At 61.3% G+C, this 17,200-nt stretch carries 16 protein-coding genes and 2 pseudogenes; 10 read left to right on the plus strand and 8 right to left on the minus strand.

What is annotated here, in order from left to right:
- Nucleotides 1–140 precede the first annotated feature (140 nt).
- The 3 genes from RB548_RS03490 (at nucleotide 141) to RB548_RS03500 (ending at nucleotide 3,736) form a co-directional block, all read left to right on the plus strand.
- Nucleotides 141–689 (plus strand): HdeD family acid-resistance protein, encoded by a 549-nt coding sequence (locus RB548_RS03490; protein ID WP_331373662.1) that lies wholly within the window; start codon nucleotides 141–143, stop codon nucleotides 687–689.
- A 159-nt stretch (nucleotides 690–848) separates the two neighbouring features.
- Nucleotides 849–2,648 carry a GGDEF domain-containing protein gene (locus RB548_RS03495; protein ID WP_331373663.1) on the plus strand — a complete coding sequence of 600 codons (1,800 nt, stop codon included), beginning with the start codon at nucleotides 849–851 and terminating at the stop codon, nucleotides 2,646–2,648.
- Between the two features lie 80 nt (nucleotides 2,649–2,728).
- Complete coding sequence (locus tag RB548_RS03500) at nucleotides 2,729–3,736, plus strand: NAD(P)H-quinone oxidoreductase (protein WP_331373664.1); 1,008 nt, start codon at nucleotides 2,729–2,731, stop codon at nucleotides 3,734–3,736.
- A 408-nt stretch (nucleotides 3,737–4,144) separates the two neighbouring features.
- Here the strand turns inward: RB548_RS03500 and RB548_RS03505 are convergent, their stop codons facing one another.
- Nucleotides 4,145–4,882, minus strand: coding sequence for a DUF3750 domain-containing protein (locus RB548_RS03505; RefSeq protein ID WP_331373665.1), 738 nt, complete (start codon nucleotides 4,880–4,882; stop codon nucleotides 4,145–4,147).
- A 71-nt stretch (nucleotides 4,883–4,953) separates the two neighbouring features.
- Here RB548_RS03505 and RB548_RS03510 point away from each other — a divergent pair, with 71 nt between their 5' ends.
- On the plus strand, nucleotides 4,954–5,961 hold the full coding sequence (locus RB548_RS03510; RefSeq protein WP_331373666.1) for an asparaginase: 1,008 nt from the start codon (nucleotides 4,954–4,956) through the stop codon (nucleotides 5,959–5,961).
- Here the strand turns inward: RB548_RS03510 and RB548_RS03515 are convergent.
- Nucleotides 5,958–6,707: a DeoR/GlpR family DNA-binding transcription regulator gene (locus RB548_RS03515; RefSeq protein WP_331373667.1), complete on the minus strand. Its 750-nt coding sequence runs from the start codon at nucleotides 6,705–6,707 to the stop codon at nucleotides 5,958–5,960. The genes RB548_RS03510 and RB548_RS03515 overlap by 4 nt on opposite strands.
- Before the next feature lie 92 nt (nucleotides 6,708–6,799).
- On the opposite strand from RB548_RS03515, the gene RB548_RS03520 reads away from it, so the two are divergent.
- Both RB548_RS03520 and RB548_RS03525 read left to right on the plus strand, forming a co-directional pair.
- Nucleotides 6,800–7,171 (plus strand): DUF4406 domain-containing protein, encoded by a 372-nt coding sequence (locus RB548_RS03520; protein ID WP_331373668.1) that lies wholly within the window; start codon nucleotides 6,800–6,802, stop codon nucleotides 7,169–7,171.
- A gap of 124 nt (nucleotides 7,172–7,295) precedes the next feature.
- Entirely contained in the window at nucleotides 7,296–7,916 is a 621-nt protein-coding gene (locus tag RB548_RS03525) for a glutathione S-transferase family protein (RefSeq protein WP_331373669.1), read from the plus strand.
- A 9-nt stretch (nucleotides 7,917–7,925) separates the two neighbouring features.
- On the opposite strand, the gene RB548_RS03530 is transcribed toward RB548_RS03525, so the two are convergent.
- Nucleotides 7,926–8,291: an MmcQ/YjbR family DNA-binding protein gene (locus RB548_RS03530; protein WP_331373670.1), complete on the minus strand. Its 366-nt coding sequence runs from the start codon at nucleotides 8,289–8,291 to the stop codon at nucleotides 7,926–7,928.
- A gap of 55 nt (nucleotides 8,292–8,346) precedes the next feature.
- Nucleotides 8,347–8,541, minus strand: a complete 195-nt coding sequence (locus tag RB548_RS03535) for a hypothetical protein (RefSeq protein WP_331373671.1) — start codon at nucleotides 8,539–8,541, stop codon at nucleotides 8,347–8,349.
- A 90-nt stretch (nucleotides 8,542–8,631) separates the two neighbouring features.
- On the opposite strand from RB548_RS03535, the gene RB548_RS03540 reads away from it, so the two are divergent.
- On the plus strand, nucleotides 8,632–9,561 hold the full coding sequence (locus RB548_RS03540; RefSeq protein WP_331373672.1) for a LysR substrate-binding domain-containing protein: 930 nt from the start codon (nucleotides 8,632–8,634) through the stop codon (nucleotides 9,559–9,561).
- Nucleotides 9,562–9,633: 72 nt separating this feature from the next.
- Here the strand turns inward: RB548_RS03540 and RB548_RS03545 are convergent.
- Nucleotides 9,634–10,291 (minus strand): annotated as a pseudogene (locus tag RB548_RS03545) (glutathione S-transferase family protein).
- 269 nt (nucleotides 10,292–10,560) lie between these two features.
- Between RB548_RS03545 and RB548_RS03550 the strand changes: the two are divergent.
- Both RB548_RS03550 and RB548_RS03555 read left to right on the plus strand, forming a co-directional pair.
- A pseudogene (locus RB548_RS03550) lies at nucleotides 10,561–12,861 on the plus strand (EAL domain-containing protein); the annotation flags it as partial.
- Nucleotides 12,862–13,171: 310 nt separating this feature from the next.
- Nucleotides 13,172–13,954, plus strand: coding sequence for a L,D-transpeptidase family protein (locus RB548_RS03555; RefSeq protein WP_331373673.1), 783 nt, complete (start codon nucleotides 13,172–13,174; stop codon nucleotides 13,952–13,954).
- 83 nt (nucleotides 13,955–14,037) lie between these two features.
- Here the strand turns inward: RB548_RS03555 and RB548_RS03560 are convergent, their stop codons facing one another.
- Nucleotides 14,038–14,514 (minus strand): MarR family winged helix-turn-helix transcriptional regulator, encoded by a 477-nt coding sequence (locus tag RB548_RS03560; protein WP_331373674.1) that lies wholly within the window; start codon nucleotides 14,512–14,514, stop codon nucleotides 14,038–14,040.
- 116 nt (nucleotides 14,515–14,630) lie between these two features.
- On the opposite strand from RB548_RS03560, the gene RB548_RS03565 reads away from it, so the two are divergent.
- Nucleotides 14,631–15,053 carry an organic hydroperoxide resistance protein gene (locus RB548_RS03565; protein WP_331373675.1) on the plus strand — a complete coding sequence of 141 codons (423 nt, stop codon included), beginning with the start codon at nucleotides 14,631–14,633 and terminating at the stop codon, nucleotides 15,051–15,053.
- A gap of 231 nt (nucleotides 15,054–15,284) precedes the next feature.
- Here RB548_RS03565 and RB548_RS03570 read toward each other — a convergent pair whose 3' ends face one another.
- Nucleotides 15,285–15,497: an alkylphosphonate utilization protein gene (locus RB548_RS03570; RefSeq protein ID WP_225105191.1), complete on the minus strand. Its 213-nt coding sequence runs from the start codon at nucleotides 15,495–15,497 to the stop codon at nucleotides 15,285–15,287.
- A gap of 87 nt (nucleotides 15,498–15,584) precedes the next feature.
- The gene (locus RB548_RS03575; protein ID WP_331373676.1) at nucleotides 15,585–17,147 is read right to left on the minus strand and encodes a helicase HerA-like C-terminal domain-containing protein; all 1,563 of its coding nucleotides are present in this window, start codon (nucleotides 17,145–17,147) and stop codon (nucleotides 15,585–15,587) included.
- Between the last annotated feature and the right edge of the window lie 53 nt (nucleotides 17,148–17,200).

Genomic DNA, 17,200 nt, shown 5'->3' on the forward strand with positions numbered 1-17,200 from the left:
CCCGCGAATGCCGTCAGTTTATTTTTGATTGACTCATCAATCAATAAAAACTTTGTCGCTTTTTCTCTTTCTTTTTGCTGAGAAATCCGGCTCAATCGCGAGGTGGCGTTCACGCTCGCCGATAAGACTGGAGGTTGAAAATGGCCCACACGTTCGATCCCGCGGGCAGAGAGGCCGTTGCTGGAAAATGGGGATGGTTCGTCGCCCTCGGCGTGATCCTGATCATGTGCGGCGGTATCGCTTTCGGCAATCTGTTCGCGGCGACGGTCGCTTCGGTCTATTACGTCGGCTTGATCATGCTCATCGGTGGGCTGCTCAACCTTGCCCACGCATTTCAGGTCAAGACCTGGGGAAGCGTCGTCTACTGGGCTTTGAGCGGCGCGTGTTATGCGGCGGCTGGCCTGTTTGCGTTCATCAACCCGGTTCTTGCTTCCTCGGTCCTGACTTTCCTGATGGCGGTGGCGCTGATCGTTGCCGGCTGCTTCCGCATCTGGGTCGGCTTCAAGCTGCGGCCGCTCGCTGGCTGGGGCTGGATCGTCATCGGTGGGCTCGTCACCTTGGCTGCCGGCCTCATCATCGCTGTCGGATGGCCGGTCAACAGCCTTTGGATCCTGGGGCTGTTCCTCGCGGTGGATCTCGTTATCCAGGGGCTTGCGCTGATCGCTTTCGGCGTTCTCGCCAAGGGTTAGATTCCATCGCATCATCAATGCGCTACGGGAGGCGTCTCGGACGGGCCGCCGTCCTTGTCACGCAAGCTTCACAAAACTTTCATATCCGGGAAAGACTCCGTTCACGCTTGCCCTCGATGCTGGCGCCGCTTTGTTTGTGTATGTGTTCCTGGAGCCGGCATGTCCGTCGCCCCCGCCGAAACCCTTTCGCTTCGCCGCTTCGGCGACGACCAGATTGTCACGCTTGCCAAACTCGTAATCGAGAACGCCTTCCAGCCGATCGTCGAGGCGACGACCGGTGCTGTCTTTGGCTATGAGTCGCTGATGCGCGGGTTCCAGCGCCTGGGCTTTGCCTCGCCACTCGAATTGCTGGACAAGGCGGAGCAGGTGGGCCAGCTGCTGCCACTCGAACACCTCATCAACAGCCGTGCAGTCGCCGCTTTCGCAACGGTTCCGGATTTTGCGACACGCACGCTTTTCCTGAACTTCGATTCGCGGCTGGTCGGTGGCGAGGGCGATATCGTCGAGCGCCTCGTCAATCACCTGAAGCGCGCCAACATCGCCCCGTCCTCGCTCTGCTTCGAGCTTTCGGAGCGCTTCGACAGTGGCAAGATGCCGGATTTTTCGGCGCTGGTCCGCCAATTGCGGCTGGCCGGTTTCAAGCTTGCGATCGACGATTTCGGCGCGGGCTTCAACGGCCTGAAATTGCTGTGCGACCAACCGGTCGACTACGTCAAGATCGATCGGCATTTCATCTCCGGCATCGAGCGGGACCCGCGCAAGCGCCACCTCGTCCGCCATACGGTCAACATGGCTCATGTGCTCGGAACGCGGGTGATCGCGGAAGGCGTGGAGACGGAAGCCGAGTTCCTTGCCTGCCGCGATCTCGGATGCGACCTGGTTCAGGGTTATTTCATTGCCCGCCCCACCACGCATCTCAGCGAATTGCAACCGGCTTATCCTCATCTGGAATTGAGCGGTGCCGCACGGCGCTCATCCGCCACGCTCGACAGCATCCTGATCAGGAAGCAGATCGAACAGCTTCCGGCCGCCAGGGAAAGCGATGAACTCGAGTCCGTCTTCGATCTTTTCCGGCTCAATCCGCGCCAGGCTTTCTTTCCCGTGCTGAATGCCAACGGCGAGCCGCGCGGCATCTTGCACGAGTATCACGTCAAGGAAATGATCTACCATCCCTTCGGCCGGGACCTTCTGAAGAACCGCATCTATCAGCGCCGTATCTCGCATTTCGTCAGCCCGGCGCCGATTGCCGATCTCGACACGCCCGCCGACGAGATGCTGAAGATTTTCGCCGGCATGGACGGCAGCGACTGTGTGATCCTGACGGAAAACATGCGCTACGCCGGCATTCTTTCCGCTTCGTCGCTGCTGAAGATCATCAACGAGAAACAGTTGAAGACGGCGCAGGAGCAGAACCCGCTGACCGGCCTGCCGGGCAATCGCGCGATCCGCGACTATGTGCAGGACGCCATCCTCGACGGCGACGAGACGCGCTACTTCTGCTATTGCGACTTTGACGACTTCAAGCCGTTCAACGACACCTATGGCTTCCAGAAGGGCGACTTGGCGATCACGCTGTTCGCCGCTCTGCTCAGACGCCACTTCATCGGCGAAGAGAAGTTCCTGGGGCATGTCGGCGGCGACGATTTCTTCGTCGGCATCAGCGGCTGGACGGATCAGGAAATCCGCACTGTTCTCATGCGCCTTGTCGACGATTTCCGCTCGGATGTCCGGCAGCTCTATTCCGATGAGCACAGGGCGGAAGGACGGATCAGCGGATATGGCCGCGATGGGGTCAGCAAGAACTTCCCGCTGATGCGTTGTTCGATCGCCGTTCTCGTGCTGCCGCAGGGTTTCATTCTTTCGGACAGCCAGACGGTCAGCGCCAAGATCGCCGAAATCAAGGCACGCGCCAAGGCGAGCGAAAGCGGTCTCGTGCTCGAACTGCTCCACCGCGACTGACCGCCGCGTTGGGATCCGACTTTCCGGAGCCGTAAGCAAGCTATAGGTATAGTCGCAACGACGCTTGCGAGGATACCGCCATGACGCTTCCGACCGAAATGACCTATGTCGACCTGCCGAGCCCGGGTGGACCGGAGAACATGGTTTTGGCGCGCGGGCCGCTGCCAGACGTCAAAGCCGGCGATATCCTGATCCGTGTCGAGGCAGCCGGCATCAACCGGCCCGACGTCCTGCAGCGCAAGGGCGACTATCCGCCGCCGCCCGGTGCGTGCCCGATCCTCGGCCTTGAGGTGGCCGGCGAGGTTGTGGCCGTGGGCGAGGGCCCAGCGGCCTTCTCGATCGGGGACAAGGTTTGCGCGCTCGCCAATGGCGGCGGTTATGCGGAATATTGCGCAGTGCCGGCGACGCAGGCACTCGCCTGGCCAAAGGGCTATGACGCGACAAAGGCGGCGGCGCTGCCGGAAACTTTCTTCACGGTCTGGGCCAATGTCTTCGATATGGCCCGGCTCAAAGCGGGTGAAACGATCCTGGTTCATGGTGGATCGAGCGGAATCGGCACCACCGCCATCCAGCTCGCCAGGTCCTTCGGCGCCGCGGTTCTGGTGACCGCCGGCAGCGCCGAGAAGTGCAAGGCCTGCGAGGCGCTCGGGGCGAAGCGGGCGATCAACTATCGCGACGAAGACTTCAGGACCGTCGCGCTTGATGAAACCGGTGGGCGAGGGGTGGACGTCATTCTCGACATGGTCGGCGGGCGTTACTTCGATCGCAATATAGGATCGCTCGCGAAGGACGGTCGCCTGTCGATCATCGCCTTCCTGGGCGGGGCGCGCGTCGAAAACGCCAATATCGGGCCGATCCTCACAAAGCGCCTGCACGTCATGGGGTCCGCGCTTCGCCCGCGCACTTCCGTGGAAAAACAGGCGATCCGCGACGGACTTGCGGCAAAGGTCTGGCCATTGCTGGAGGGAGGGGCGGTGGCGCCGGTCATCCATCGGGTTCTACCCTTCGAAAGGGTCGCCGATGGCCATCGTCTGATGGAAGAAGGCGATCACATCGGCAAGATCGTGATGACGATGGGCCGATCCTAAAGCTATTCCAGGATAAGTGTGTAGCGGTTTTCCGTCAGGAATTGCGTATTTTCAAGGAGTTAGATCATTTCACTGGTTCCGTGAAACAGTGAAATGATCTAAGAGCGCCCGACCAGCCCTCCGATCGATGCCTTCGACGATAGTCGGTCTTGCATTCGGGCCGGAATGAACTACGTTTGAAGCAACGTCAACGAACAGAAAGGAAGGTGATCCAATGTCTAGTGAGATTTCGGTTCTCGTGACAGGCATGGGAGAGGTGAAGGAGTCGAGGCAGCCTTCGGCTTGATACCCGCCTTCCTTGGGCTGGAAAAGCCCGGGCCGTCACAGGCCAAATGCTCATGGAAGGGTCGCTGACGCGGCCCTTTTCCTTTTTAGCGGTACGTTCCCAACAAGCGCTGGAACTGGGGTTCAGATCCCGAATCGGCCGAGTGCCGGTATTTTGATGCCGGGCCGTGCAATGTCGAATCCGGCAACCAATCCCATGAAATGCAGTTCCAGCCCGCTCCGCCAGCCGGCCGAGACTCCGACCAGTCCGTAGAGCGTTGCGTGCAGGTCGCGGCCATCGGCGTCGATCTGAAAAAGTCTACCCTCCGGCAGGTAGTCGCGGCCGACGGCATTCGGCGGCAGCACGGCATCGAGCTCTGGCACCGAGCGAAGCACGTGCGCGACGAAGGTGTTGGAGTTCGGTCCCGGCCAAAGCCGGTAGGCGCCAGGCGACGAATAGGGGTAATCGGCAATCGCTTGCTCGACCTTCGGGATCAGGCGTTGCGCCTCCTGTCCCTTGATCGTCACGACGATGCGCGGGGCGTTCGAATACCAGCGACCATCGGCCCGGTAGGCGTTCTTGCGGATCGGTTTGCCCCAGCCGACCTTTTCGTATCGGGAATAGGCCGGCGCTCTTTCGTCCTTGGTGACGATCCACGCATGGCTGGCGACGGCTCCCTTCATGCCGCCGGTCGTTGCCGAGAGAATATAGACTGCCGCCTCGGGACTTTCTGCCGGTTTGGGGAGAAGGCCGGCGGACGACCAGTCCGCATCCCGCCAGCTTTGCGGCCTCTCCTTCATGTACCACCAGCCGGCCGAGGCCAGCGCCGGAAGCAGGTAGATGAGCATAAAGGCGACAAACAGCCTGCGGATGAATTTCATCGCACACCCCGGTTCCCAGCGGTCGGATTCCTGATAAATGCAGAGGCGAAAGAGGAAATTTGAGGGCAAGCATGTCTAATCCCGTCCTGGTCGAAGTCACCCGCGGAAATCTTGTCGAAAGCCGTCATCGCGGCACGGTCATCGCAGTCGACGGCGACGGCAACACCGTGTTTTCATTGGGTGACACGGATGCTGCCATCTTCCCGCGTTCGGCCTGCAAGGCAATGCAAGCCTTGCCACTGGTCGAAAGCGGGGCGGCGGACGCCTACGGGTTCGGCGCCAAGGCACTGGCGCTCGCCTGCGCCTCGCATTCCGGCGAACCGGAACATGTCGCGCTCGCGGCGGAAATGCTGGCAGCGGCCGGCCGCAATGTCGATGCGCTCGAGTGCGGTGCGCATTGGTCCATCGACCAGAAGACCTTGATCGCGCAGGCGCGTTCGATCGAGACGCCGAGCGCCTTGCACAACAATTGCTCCGGCAAGCATGCCGGCTTCGTCTGCGCCTGCTGTCATTCGGGCACGGAGGTTCGCGGTTATGTCGGTTACGACCATCCGATCCAGCGGGAAATCCGCGGCGTCATGGAAAGCCTGACGGGCGCCATCCTTGCGCAGGACAAATGCGGGGTCGACGGCTGTTCGATCCCGACCTATGCCGTGCCCCTGAAGGGACTTGCTCATGGCTTCGCCAAAATGGCAACGGGGGCAGGGCTTGCGGCAGAGCGGGCGCGCGCCTCCAGGCGGTTGATCGAGGCCTGCATGGCCGAGCCCTTCTACGTTGCGGGCACCAAGCGTGCCTGCACGCGGATGATGAAGACCGCGCCCGGCCGCATCTTCGCCAAGACCGGCGCCGAAGGCGTTTTCTGCGCGGCGATCCCGGAGAAGGGGATCGGCATCGCGCTCAAATGCGAAGACGGCACGACCCGCGCCGCCGAGGCGATGGTGACCGCGACGCTTGCGCAGTTCTTCGCCGATGACCCTGAGGTCCACACGGCGCTGATGGCGCAAGCCAACCATTCGATGCGCAACTGGAACGGCATCCATGTGGGCGACGTGCGTGTGACCGAGGCCTTTTCCGCTTAGGCAACGATCAAAGCGGTGCAATCGCGATAGGGTAACAGGGCGTCGTCCGACATGTCCGCGGGCACGACGAGACCGGTGAGCTCGTTGACGCTCATGATGCGGTGAGGCGAGGCCGCGCCGAGCTTCTCCGGCGTCGCGAGTACGTAGATGTCCGCCGCTTGGCCGGCGATCGCCCGCTTGATCGCCGCCTCCTCGTAGTCTCCGGTCGAAAGCCCCTGCGCCGGATGAATGGCTGTGACGCCGAGGAAGAAGGTGTCCACGCGGATTTGTTCGATCGCGGCCACCGCCGCCGCGCCGGTCGCCACCATGGAGTGTTTGTAGAGCCTGCCGCCGATCAGGATCACGTCAGCGTCGTGTTTTTCAAATTCGGCGGCGATCGTCGGGCTGTGCGTGACGATGGTGGCCCGCAAGTCGCGCGGCAAGGCACGCGCGATTTCCGCATGGGTCGTGCCACCGTCGAGAAAGACCGTTTGTCCGGGCTTGACGAGGTCCGCCGCTCGTCGTCCGAGCCGGCGCTTGAGGTCGCTGTCGATCGCTTGGCGGGCGGCGAAATCCGGGAGCGGCGGCATCATTGGCAGGGCTCCCCCGTGAACCCGCTTTAACAGGCCCTCGGCCGCCATTTCCCTGAGATCACGGCGGATAGTGTCCTCCGATAGCCCGAGTTCGTCCGCAAGCGCCTTGGCGACGATTTGCCCATCGCGTCCAAGCCTTGCCGAGATCATCGCCCGTCTCTGTGTCGTCAGCATCGATTCCTCCTTGACTCTTCACGATATTGCACGAAATATGATGGCATTCCCACAAATAACAGGAATATTCGTGTAATATCGTGGAGGAAAGCATGCTGATCCTGATTGCAGGTCCCTATCGCTCGGGTACGGGTGACGACCCGGCGAACATGGCTGAGAACTTGAGGCGCCTGGAGGAGCCGTCCTATGCGCTCTTCAAGGCCGGCCATGTGCCGATGATCGGCGAATGGGTCGCCTTGCCCGTGTGGCATGCGGCCGGCGGAATCAAAGTGGGCGACGATCTTTATGAGGAGATCTTTCATCCCGTTGCCGGCCGGCTGCTTGCCCTCTGCGATGCGGTCCTGCGATTGCCGGGCGAGTCCAAGGGTGCGGACAATGATGTGCGCATTGCCCGCGAGCGTGGCATTCCGGTCTATCACCGTCTCGAAGACGTGCCCGGTTGCGCGGGAGCGGTAGCCGCGTGAACAAGGCAGGCCGGCGGATCGGGGCCAGAGGGCTGTCCACGACCTTGTCAATCGCGGCTATTTCATTTCTTCTGCTGGCGAACGTGCGGCCCTGCGCCGCCACGCCAATATGGGAGACAGAATGATGCTGAAACTGTTTTATGCCCCGGGGACCTGTTCACTTGCCTCGCATATCGCCCTCGAAGAAGCGGGTGCGAGCTATGAGGCGCGCCGGGTCGATTTTGCGAAGGCGGAGCAGACCACTCCGGAATATCTCGCCATCAATCCGAAAGGGCGGGTGCCTGCGCTTGTGACCGATCGCGGCATCTTGACCGAAACGCCGGCCATCCTTGCCTATATCGCCCAAAGCTTCCCCGAGCGCCGTCTGGCGCCGCTCGACGATCCGTTCGAGTTTGCGCGGCTGCAGTCGTTCCTGAATTATCTCTGCTCGACGGTGCACGTCGCCCATGCCCATGCTCGGCGCGGCCCGAGATGGGCAGACGATCCGGCAGCGCATGAGGCAATGAAGGCCAAGGTGCCACAGAATATGGGCGATTGCTTCGCGCTGATCGAAAGCAAGATGTTTACCGGTCCCTTCGTCATGGGCGAGAACTATTCGATGGCCGATCCCTATCTCTTCACGATCGCCAACTGGCTGGAGGGCGATGGTGTCGATCCGGGGCGCTTCCCGAAAGTTCTCGACCATCGCAACCGCATGGTCGCACGGCCGGCCGTTGCCAGGGTGCTGGCGGAAGTGCGGGCATAAGCGCTCCGGTCAGGCCGGACCAGACGAGGCAAAGCGGCTTGCGAGGCGCCTCGGCGCCTTTTCCCGCCAGGCGGCGATCAGTCTTTGCGTCAGTGCTTCGTCGTCGATTGCGGCGAGCCTGACCAGCATTGCCGGCCAGCCCTTGTAGTGATCGGTCTCGAAAAATAGCGATGGATCGAGTTCCATCAGCATCTCCTTCTCTTCGAGCGCGCACATGACCACAAGCGTGTGCGCGTCTTTTATCCGCACAAAGCTCTTGCCTTTGACGAGCAGGGCCGGTGTCCCGTAGGACGTGCCGACGGTCGTTTCCGGCAGCCTTGCCGCCTCCGCCAGCAGCCGCACGCGCTCGAAGGAGCGTTCGAGATCATCGTTCATGTCTCACCATCGCCTGTGCGTCGCGCATCGCAGCGCGAATGAAGGTACCCTCAGCTCAGGCACATTCGCAATGCTCGCCGACGGCGCGCGGCCATGGCCAACCAGGAAACGGCAGGTCGGCAAGTTCGCGTTCGTCCATACGCGCGAGGTCCGGATGTTGCAGTGGATCGCGTTGCCACTTGAGCGAGGTTTCGGTTCGATCGCTTGAGGTCGATGCGGCGCGGTTGAACATCGATAGAATCTTCAGCATGGCGGATCATCCTTTCGATGCTCCCGAGCATCCGCCCGTTGCGGCAAGATTTCAATTGAGATTGCCGGCGATGCGTTTTAGAAAAACTATATGAAAGAGCTGAACGCCATCCATCTCAACGGTCTGCGTGCGGTCGAAGCAGCCGGCCGCCTGGGCTCGCTGGCGAGTGCCGCGGAAGAACTCGGCGTCACGGCCGGCGCCGTCAGCCAGCAGATTGCCAAGACCGAAGCGCAACTCGGCCGCCGGCTTTTCGAGCGCACCGCCCGCGGACTTGTCGCCACGGATTTCGGACGCCTGTTCCTCGCGCGTCTTTCAAACGCGTTCGGCGAACTCGCCGACGCGGTGGCATCGGCGCGCCGCCGGGATGAATCGGTGCTGACGATCTCTGTAGCCCCGGTTTTCGCGGCCCGATGGCTGGTTTACCGATTGAACCGCTTTGCCGAGCGGCATCCGGATATCCGGCTGAGGATCGACGCGACGACGACCCTCGTGAACCTGGACACCTCCGACGTGGATGTTGGCATCCGCGTCGGCACCGGTGACTGGCCGGGTGTGCATGCCGAACTCCTGCTGGAGCAGGAGATCTTCCCCGTGTGTTCGCCGAGCATGGCCGCAGACTTGCGTGTGCCTGCAGATATTCTAAAGCTACCGGCGGTGATCGACGGCCACTCGATGTTCACATGGGAAGTGTGGTTCAAGGAGGCTGGTCTCTCCGGCTCCGAGATGACCGTGCGCCACACGTTCAACGAAGCCTCGCTCGTACTCGATGCGGCGATCGCCGGCCAGGGGGTCATGCTCGCCTGGCAGACGCTCGCCGGTTTTGCCGTGACCGAGGGCAGCCTCGTTGCTCCGTTCGGTATCCGGGCGAAGACCGGCTTCGGTCATTATTTCGTGCGTACACCTTCCCGGCGGGAGAGCAAGGCCGCCGTGGCTTTCAAGCGCTGGGTGCGTGACGAGGTCGAAGAGGGAATGCGGCTGCTTGACGCGAAGGTCGCGAGCTATCTCGGCAACCGAGCCTAAAGCAATTCCAGGAAAAGTGTGTAACGGTTTCCCTTCGGAATTGCGTCGAATCAAGAGGCTAGCCCGGTAACCCTATTCCGGCTCCTTCAGTCGCTCTTCCATCATGGCGATGAAGCAAGGCCGCGATTGGCAGCGCGCAAGCCACGCCTTGACGCGCGGATGCCTGTCGAACAGCGCCGTCTGGCTCATCGTGTAGCGGAAAACCTCGGCAAGGTTGAGATCGGCGACAGTGAAGCGATTGCCGACGACGTAGTCGCAGCTTCCAAGATGCGCCTCGAGAACCGCGAAGGCTTTCTCGAGTGATTTGGCGCAAGCAGCAATGCGCGCTTGACCCTCGGGCGTGTCCTCGATGCCCTTGTCATGGGCGAGAACGATCTTGACCGCATGCGGCTCCACCTCCGTCGCCGCCCACATCGTCCAGTTGCCCATCTGTCCGTCCTCGCGGAGATCGGTCGCCGCGAGAGGACCGCCGTATTTGCGGGCGAGATATAGATTGTTGGCGAGGGATTCCGTCAGGACCAGACCGTCGTCATCGATTGCGGGGATGAGGCCCATCGGATTGATCGCAAGAAAATTCGGCGACCGGGTGTTGAGCGGCGCATCGGCGGCCAGCGGATCGGCAACGCGGCGCGCCTGGATCACCGGCACGGATGTAAAGGGAATGCCAAGCTCGCGCGCCATCCAAGTTACGCGATGCGCGCGAACGATAAACCCCATAGACTGTCAGCATTCCGGTCTCCTCCCGCCCGTTGTGATGCGCAATCAATAAGTGATTGCCGAGGCCGGCAGAAGCGGCCCTGGTTGATGTTGCTCATGAAATCTCTTGATGAAACGCAGCCCCTGCGCTCGTTAAGGTCGTGCCTGTTCCGGCCATGGCGACCGATATGCAACCTTTAGACGTTTTTTCCCATAACATTTAGAGAAGCATAACCTCTGTCGGCTAGACCAGAGCCCGGAATTATCCGCAATATGTCGGCGTTGCTCTTCCGGAGGCTTTGCTTGGCAAGGAAAACGTCCCGCAATACCCGCTATGCGGCCCTCAATGCCGGAGACAACGTCGAGACGCGTCGGCTCATCAACGCCGGCAATCGTCTGGCAGAAGAGGTGGCGCGCATTTTTCCTTCCGAGCCCGACATCGCCGACCGCCACTATTGGCTGGAGACGATGATCAATCATGTCCCCGATTATATCTATGCCAAGGACACGAAAGGCCGTTTTCTCATTGCCAATGAGGTGACCGTCGCGGACAACGGGCTTGAAAGCCTTCAGGATCTTGTCGGCAAGACGGATTTCGAGCTGCACCCGGCGAAGGCCGCCCAGGCCATCGCCGACGTGGAACAGCGCGTGATCGAAACCGGCGAACCGATCTTCGGGATAGAAGAGCGGGCGATTGTCACCAAGGGGCGTGATCGCTGGTTGATGACGTCGAAGGTGCCGCTGCGCAACAAGAGTGGCCAGATCGTCGGCATCGTCGGTGTATCGCGCGATATCAGCGATCGAAAAGCGGCAGAGCGCTTGCTCGAAGGGCAGGCGCGGCTGCTGGAGATGATTGCAAAGAGCAAGCCGCTCGATCAGTTCTTCACCGACCTCATCCTGCTGATCGAAACGCTGCTGCCCGGCATCAAGGGTTCCATCCTGCTTCTCTCCGACGACGGGCGGCATCTTCTGCATGGCGCTGCCCCAAGCCTGGACGAGGTGTTTTGTGCTACGCTCCACGGAGTCGAGATCCGCCCGAAAGTCGGTTCGTGCGGAACGGCCGCCTGGCGCGGCGAGCAGGTGATCGTTGCGGACGTGTTTGCCGACCCGCTGTGGAAAGGCTACACCGAGGTTGTGAGGCCCTATGGCTTCCGTTCCTGCTGGTCGACGCCGATTCATTCTCACGATCGCAAGGTGCTCGGAACTTTCGCGCTCTATTCGCCGGACGCCGGCGTTCCGAGCGAGCAGCAGAAGGAACTGATCGCCATGGCGACGTATCTCGCCGGGATCGCGATCGAGCGCAAGCGCGCCGAAGACAGAATAAGCTTCATGGCGCATCACGATGCGCTGACGGGCCTCCCCAATCGCGTCCTGTTCGAGGAGCAGGTGGCTGGGGTGCTAGAGGCGATTCGCGGACGCAATCAGTGGGCCGCCCTGGCCTTCTTGGACCTCGACAATTTCAAGCTCATCAATGACAGTCTCGGGCATACGGCCGGTGACGAATTGCTGAAGGTTGTTTCCGAGCGCATGCGCGCGGCAGTACGCAAGTCCGATATGGTCGTACGGGTCGGCGGCGACGAGTTCATAATTCTCCTGAATGGCCTGCCGACCGAGCGCGATGTCGTCCTGTCGCGGCTTGAGGATATCCGCGCGGCCATTGCCGCGCCGTTGCAACTCAACGGCCGCAGCCTGCAGGTGACCTGCAGCATGGGCGTCGCCTGCTTTCCCCAACAGGGCCGGACGGTCAGCGAATTGCTTGCCAATGCCGATGCGGCCATGTACCGCGCCAAGAAATTCGGGCGCAACAACCTGCAGGTCTTCACCGAAGAGATGGCGGCCAAGGCGCACGAGAAGCTCTTGCGGCAGGAGGAGTTGCGCGAGGCGATCGCCCGCGACGAATTTCTCCTGCATTTCCAGCCGCAGATGAATCTTGCAAGCGGCCGTATCTTCGCCGCGGAGGCATTGTTGCGCTGGCAGCATCCGGTGCATGGCCTGATCTCGCCCGGTGCCTTCATCCCGCTGGCGGAGGAAACCGGCCTGATCGTGCCGATCGGCGACTGGGTTCTGAAAACCGCATGCCGTCAGTGCAAGGCCTGGCAGGAGGCCGGTCTGCCGCCACTGGTTGTCAGCGTCAATGTTTCCGCCCGACAGTTCCTCGAGCGCAACTGGGCGAGCCGCGTGGCGGCTGTGCTCGCGGAAACCGGCCTGGAGGCGCGTTATCTCGAACTCGAACTGACCGAGAGCCTGATCATGCAGGACGTGCCCGGCGCGATCGCGACGATGCATGAGTTGGAGGCGGTCGGCGTGCACCTGGCGATCGACGACTTCCGGACGGGATATTCGAGTCTCAGCGCGCTAAAACGGTTCCCCGTGCAACGGCTGAAGATCGATCGCTCCTTCGTCGAGGACATTCCGTTGGACGCCGACGACAAGGCCATTACCGCGGCGATAATTTCGCTCGCGCAGAATCTTGGTCTGCGGGTCATCGCCGAAGGCGTGGAAACGGAAGCGCAGGTCGATTTCCTGCGGCAAAGCGGTTGCGATGAGATCCAGGGCTATTTCTTCAGCCCACCGCTCGTCGCCCGGGATTTCGAGGCGCTGCTCCACGAAGCCGGTCTCTCCGGAGACGGCATCCGAGCGGCGGGCCGGAGGGTGCAGAACGCGATGCCGCGATTGTGATAGGAAGTTTGCTGACATAAGTTTCTTTACACACGTAGATGCGATGGTTGTCGCAGGAGGGCGAGGAAAAGTCGAAACCATTCCGCTTGCATCCCGACTTGAGAATCGGTCGCGATGATTTTCGGTTGATTTAATCCGAAATCATCGTGATCTAGGTCTGGCCAGGAGCGGGGAGGTGTGAGTCGCGGATGCGGATCGCGCCACTCCTGCTCGCATACAAACCCGCTAGAGTTCGATGCCGCCTATTTTTTCTCGCCGCCAGTTTCTCCGTACATCCGGACTCGTAGCCATTTCCGCCGGGCTTGCGAGTTGCACCTCGTCAATGAACACGGACCGCTTCCGGCAGCAAACCATGCCGGTTTACCGCAATCCGGCGCTGGAGGGACGCTGGATCGATCCGCGCACCGGAGCTCTTCTTGAAGGGCCTGTCGTGGAGGCGGCGCTGCCGACCGGCCTGCCACCGCAGGACCCTTATTACTCGCAAATTTATGCCGCGGTGGACGACGGCGGTCATCTGGTCCCGGCGGTGCCTTACCAGCAGATCGACGCTCGATTTTACCGCCAGGAAGTCGACGACCCGTTCGGCGAGCAGCCGGGCACGATCGTGGTCGACACCGCCGATCGCTTTCTCTATCTGGTCCAGCCGGGCGGAAGGGCCATGCGTTACGGCGTAGGACTCGGCCGTGAAGGCTTTGCCTGGTCGGGACGCGGCGTCATTCAGTGGAAGCAGAGGTGGCCGAAATGGACACCGCCGGGTACGATGATCGAACGCCAGCCGGAGCTCGCGCGCTACTCGGAAAGCGCAGGCGGCATGCCGCCCGGCTTGAACAATCCGCTCGGCTCACGCGCGCTCTATATCTTCCAGAACGGCCAGGACACCTTGTACCGCGTTCACGGAACACCGGAGTGGCAATCGATCGGCAAGGCCGTTTCCTCCGGCTGCGTGCGCATGCTCAACCAGGATGTGATGGATCTCTACGACCGCGTCCGCGGCAAGGCGCCGATCCTCGTAATCTAGAGCGCCGTGCGTTCAAGTGAGCGGGATGCTGTAGCCAACTGAAGCGTATTCCGGCCGAAGACGACCGCCACTGAGGAATTCGGTCAGCTGTCCTGCTGGCTGCCGGTCAGTCGTTGGGTTAAGCGTTGCAGCGCCTCGCGCAACTCACGGACTTCTTCCAAAGTGCATCCGGTCGCCTTGCTGATGTCGGCGAGGATGCCGAAGGCTTCGGCCTTCAGGCTTCGCCCCCTTTCCGTGAGACTGACGATCACCTGCCGCTCGTCGTCGCGATCGCGGAGCCGGGTGACATAGCCGGCGGCCTCCAGCCGCTTCAACAAGGGGGAAAGCGTGCCGGAATCGAGGCCCATTTCCTCGCCGATCCGTTTCACCGTCATCTTGTCCTGTTGCCAGAGCGCAAGCAGCACGAGGTATTGCGGATAGGTGAGGCCAAAGCGATCAAGCAGCGGCTTATAGGTGCGGTTGAAGGCATGCCCGGCCGAATAAACCGCAAAGCACAGTTGCTGGCCCAGCGTCAGCGCCTCATCGGATATTGCCTCAAATTTTGCCGGCTTGGTCGTCATGATCGCATTGTCGCAAATTCACGGCCTTAATGCAATTTGCAAAATTAATTTGCGTGCAATTTAATTTTGCAATATGGAATGCGTATCGACATCGATCATCACCGAAGGAGACTGCCATGCCTATCCTCTATCGCACCACCGCCTCCGCAACCGGCGGCCGCGCCGGCCAGGCCAAGAGCGCCGATGGCGTTCTCGATATTTCCCTCACTGTCCCGAAGGAGCTCGGCGGCGACGGCGCCCGCGGCACCAATCCGGAGCAGCTCTTTGCCGCCGGCTATTCCGCCTGCTTCCTCGGCGCGTTGAAATTTGTTGCCGGCAAGGAAAAGGTAAAACTTCCGGAAGACACGAAAGTGACGGGCACCGTCGGGATTGGCCCGCGCGAAGACGGCACGGGCTTCTACATCGATGCGGCGCTTGAGATCTCGTCGCCCGGCGTCGACAAGGCCGTCCTTGAGGACCTGGTCCAGAAGGCTCATGTCGTATGCCCCTACAGCCACGCGACCAGGGGCAATGTCGACGTCAAGCTGACGGTGGCTTAAGGCAAACGTGATTGTTTAGCGCATCGGCCCGAAAATCGGAATCGATTTTCGGAAAGCACGATGCGTAGATACAAAGACTTACAGCGTCCTTTTGTGCGTCCTGAAAGACGCACGGCGCTGTAAATGTACTGAAGCCCGGGGCATTCACCCGGGCTTCGAATATTGACGGTAGCGTCCGTGCAACCGATGCGGACCGAACGAAGAACTCGGCGGCTCGTTCGCCCCGACGCCTCAGGCTTTCTTGAGGAACTCGGTGCGCAGCACCAGCCCCTTGATCTTTTCGACCCGGCATTCGACCTCGTCGGGATCGTCGGTCAGGCGAATGCCCTTCACCAGCGTACCGCGCTTCAGCGTGGTGGAGGTCCCTTTCACCTTCAGATCCTTGATCAGCGTGACGTTGTCGCCGTCCTTGAGGACGGCGCCGTTCGAATCCTTGACTTCCATAGTCAATCCTTTCTGGGTCGCAAGAATGTAGTCTGGCTCAAACGCGCAGGAGCGCGTGCAGGCCACTCGCCTCGTTCGCTGCGATACTTATCGCTTCAGGCTACCGAGGATGCCGCGCACCAGGGCGCGGCCGACCTGCGTTGCGACCGTGCGGGCAACGGACTTCATCGCCGCCTCGACGATCGTTTCGCGCTGATAGCCGGATGAGCGCGGCCGCGCCTGCTTGCCGGAGGGCGTCGCCGGTTCGTCGTCGCCGAAACCGGGCAGGGTCCAGCGGCTGCCGCCGGACGTCTCTTCTGCAGGCTGTTCTTGTGCCTGCCTCGCGGCCTCGGCCTGCTCGGCAGCCTTCGCGGCGCGCTTGGCAAGCAGCTCGTAAGCCGATTCCCGATCGAAATCCTCGTCATAGAGCCCGCGCACAGGGCTGACATCGATCACCTTTTGCCGTTCGGCCTCGGTGAGCGGACCAAGGCGCGATGCTGGCGGACGGATGAGGGTTCTCTCGACTATGGACGGCGAGCCCTTGCCCTCGAGCGTCGAAACGAGCGCTTCACCGGTGCCGAGATTGGTGATTACCTCAGCGCAGTTGAAGTCCGGGTTGGGGCGGAAGGTGTCGGCCGCGGTCTTCACCGCCTTCTGTTCGCGCGGCGAATAGGCGCGCAGCGCGTGCTGGACACGATTGCCGAGCTGCGCCAGCACCGTTTCCGGCACGTCGAGCGGGTTCTGGGTCACAAAGTATACGCCGACGCCCTTTGATCGGATCAGGCGCACCACCTGTTCGACGCGCTCGACGAGCACCTTCGGCGCGTCGTTGAAGAGCAGATGCGCTTCGTCGAAGAAGAACACCAACTTCGGCTTGTCGGGATCGCCGACTTCCGGCAGCTCCTCGAAAAGTTCGGAAAGGAGCCAAAGCAGGAAGGTCGCATAGAGCCTGGGGTTCATCATCAGCTTGTCGGCGGCAAGCACCGAGATCGCGCCGCGTCCGTCATTGGTCGTGCGCATGATGTCGGTGATCTTCAGCGCCGGCTCGCCGAAGAAGTGCTCCGCACCCTGCTGCTCGAGGATCAGCAACTCGCGCTGGATCGAGCCGACCGAGGACTTGGAAATGAAGCCGAACTGGTTGGAAAGCTCGCTTGCATTGTCGCCCATGTAGTTGAGAAGCGACTGGAGATCCTTGAGATCCAGGAGCGGCAGGCCGCCTTCGTCGGCGATCTTGAAGGCGATGTTCAGCACGCCTTCCTGGGCGTCGGTGGCATTCATCAGCCGCGACAGGAGCAGCGGTCCCATCTCGGACATGGTCGTGCGGACCCTGTGGCCCTTCTCGCCGTAAAGGTCCCAGAAGATCACCGGAAATTCCTGGAAGTCGTAGGGCGTAAGGCCAATCTGTTCGGCACGCTTGACGAGGAAATCCTTCGGTTCGCCGATCGCGCCGATGCCGGAAAGATCGCCTTTCACGTCGGCGCAGAAGACCGGAACACCGGCATTGGAGAATCCTTCCGCAAGGATCTGCAGCGTCACGGTCTTGCCGGTGCCGGTTGCACCGGTGATCAGTCCGTGACGGTTGCCGAATTTCAGCTCCAGATATTCGCCCTTGTTGATCGAATCGTCCGGCTTGCGGCTGGTTCCGATATAGAGCTTGCCTTCTTGCAGCATGTGGGCTTGATCTCCGTTTTGCCAATGAAAGCGGGCGTTTCGTTGCACTGCGC

Source organism: Sinorhizobium chiapasense, assembly GCF_036488675.1.
Classification (GTDB): domain Bacteria; phylum Pseudomonadota; class Alphaproteobacteria; order Rhizobiales; family Rhizobiaceae; genus Sinorhizobium; species Sinorhizobium chiapasense.

Coding starts and splice junctions, on each gene's coding strand:
- RB548_RS03515 (WP_331373667.1), bottom strand. CDS start 6,707: ATGCTGACGACACAGAGACGGGCGATGATCTCGGCAAGGCTTGGACGC.
- RB548_RS03530 (WP_331373670.1), bottom strand. CDS start 8,291: ATGAACGATGATCTCGAACGCTCCTTCGAGCGCGTGCGGCTGCTGGCG.
- RB548_RS03505 (WP_331373665.1), bottom strand. CDS start 4,882: ATGAAATTCATCCGCAGGCTGTTTGTCGCCTTTATGCTCATCTACCTG.
- RB548_RS03525 (WP_331373669.1), top strand. CDS start 7,296: ATGCTGAAACTGTTTTATGCCCCGGGGACCTGTTCACTTGCCTCGCAT.
- RB548_RS03510 (WP_331373666.1), top strand. CDS start 4,954: ATGTCTAATCCCGTCCTGGTCGAAGTCACCCGCGGAAATCTTGTCGAA.
- RB548_RS03555 (WP_331373673.1), top strand. CDS start 13,172: ATGCCGCCTATTTTTTCTCGCCGCCAGTTTCTCCGTACATCCGGACTC.
- RB548_RS03560 (WP_331373674.1), bottom strand. CDS start 14,514: ATGACGACCAAGCCGGCAAAATTTGAGGCAATATCCGATGAGGCGCTG.
- RB548_RS03570 (WP_225105191.1), bottom strand. CDS start 15,497: ATGGAAGTCAAGGATTCGAACGGCGCCGTCCTCAAGGACGGCGACAAC.
- RB548_RS03500 (WP_331373664.1), top strand. CDS start 2,729: ATGACGCTTCCGACCGAAATGACCTATGTCGACCTGCCGAGCCCGGGT.
- RB548_RS03520 (WP_331373668.1), top strand. CDS start 6,800: ATGCTGATCCTGATTGCAGGTCCCTATCGCTCGGGTACGGGTGACGAC.
- RB548_RS03540 (WP_331373672.1), top strand. CDS start 8,632: ATGAAAGAGCTGAACGCCATCCATCTCAACGGTCTGCGTGCGGTCGAA.
- RB548_RS03535 (WP_331373671.1), bottom strand. CDS start 8,541: ATGCTGAAGATTCTATCGATGTTCAACCGCGCCGCATCGACCTCAAGC.
- RB548_RS03490 (WP_331373662.1), top strand. CDS start 141: ATGGCCCACACGTTCGATCCCGCGGGCAGAGAGGCCGTTGCTGGAAAA.
- RB548_RS03565 (WP_331373675.1), top strand. CDS start 14,631: ATGCCTATCCTCTATCGCACCACCGCCTCCGCAACCGGCGGCCGCGCC.
- RB548_RS03495 (WP_331373663.1), top strand. CDS start 849: ATGTCCGTCGCCCCCGCCGAAACCCTTTCGCTTCGCCGCTTCGGCGAC.
- RB548_RS03575 (WP_331373676.1), bottom strand. CDS start 17,147: ATGCTGCAAGAAGGCAAGCTCTATATCGGAACCAGCCGCAAGCCGGAC.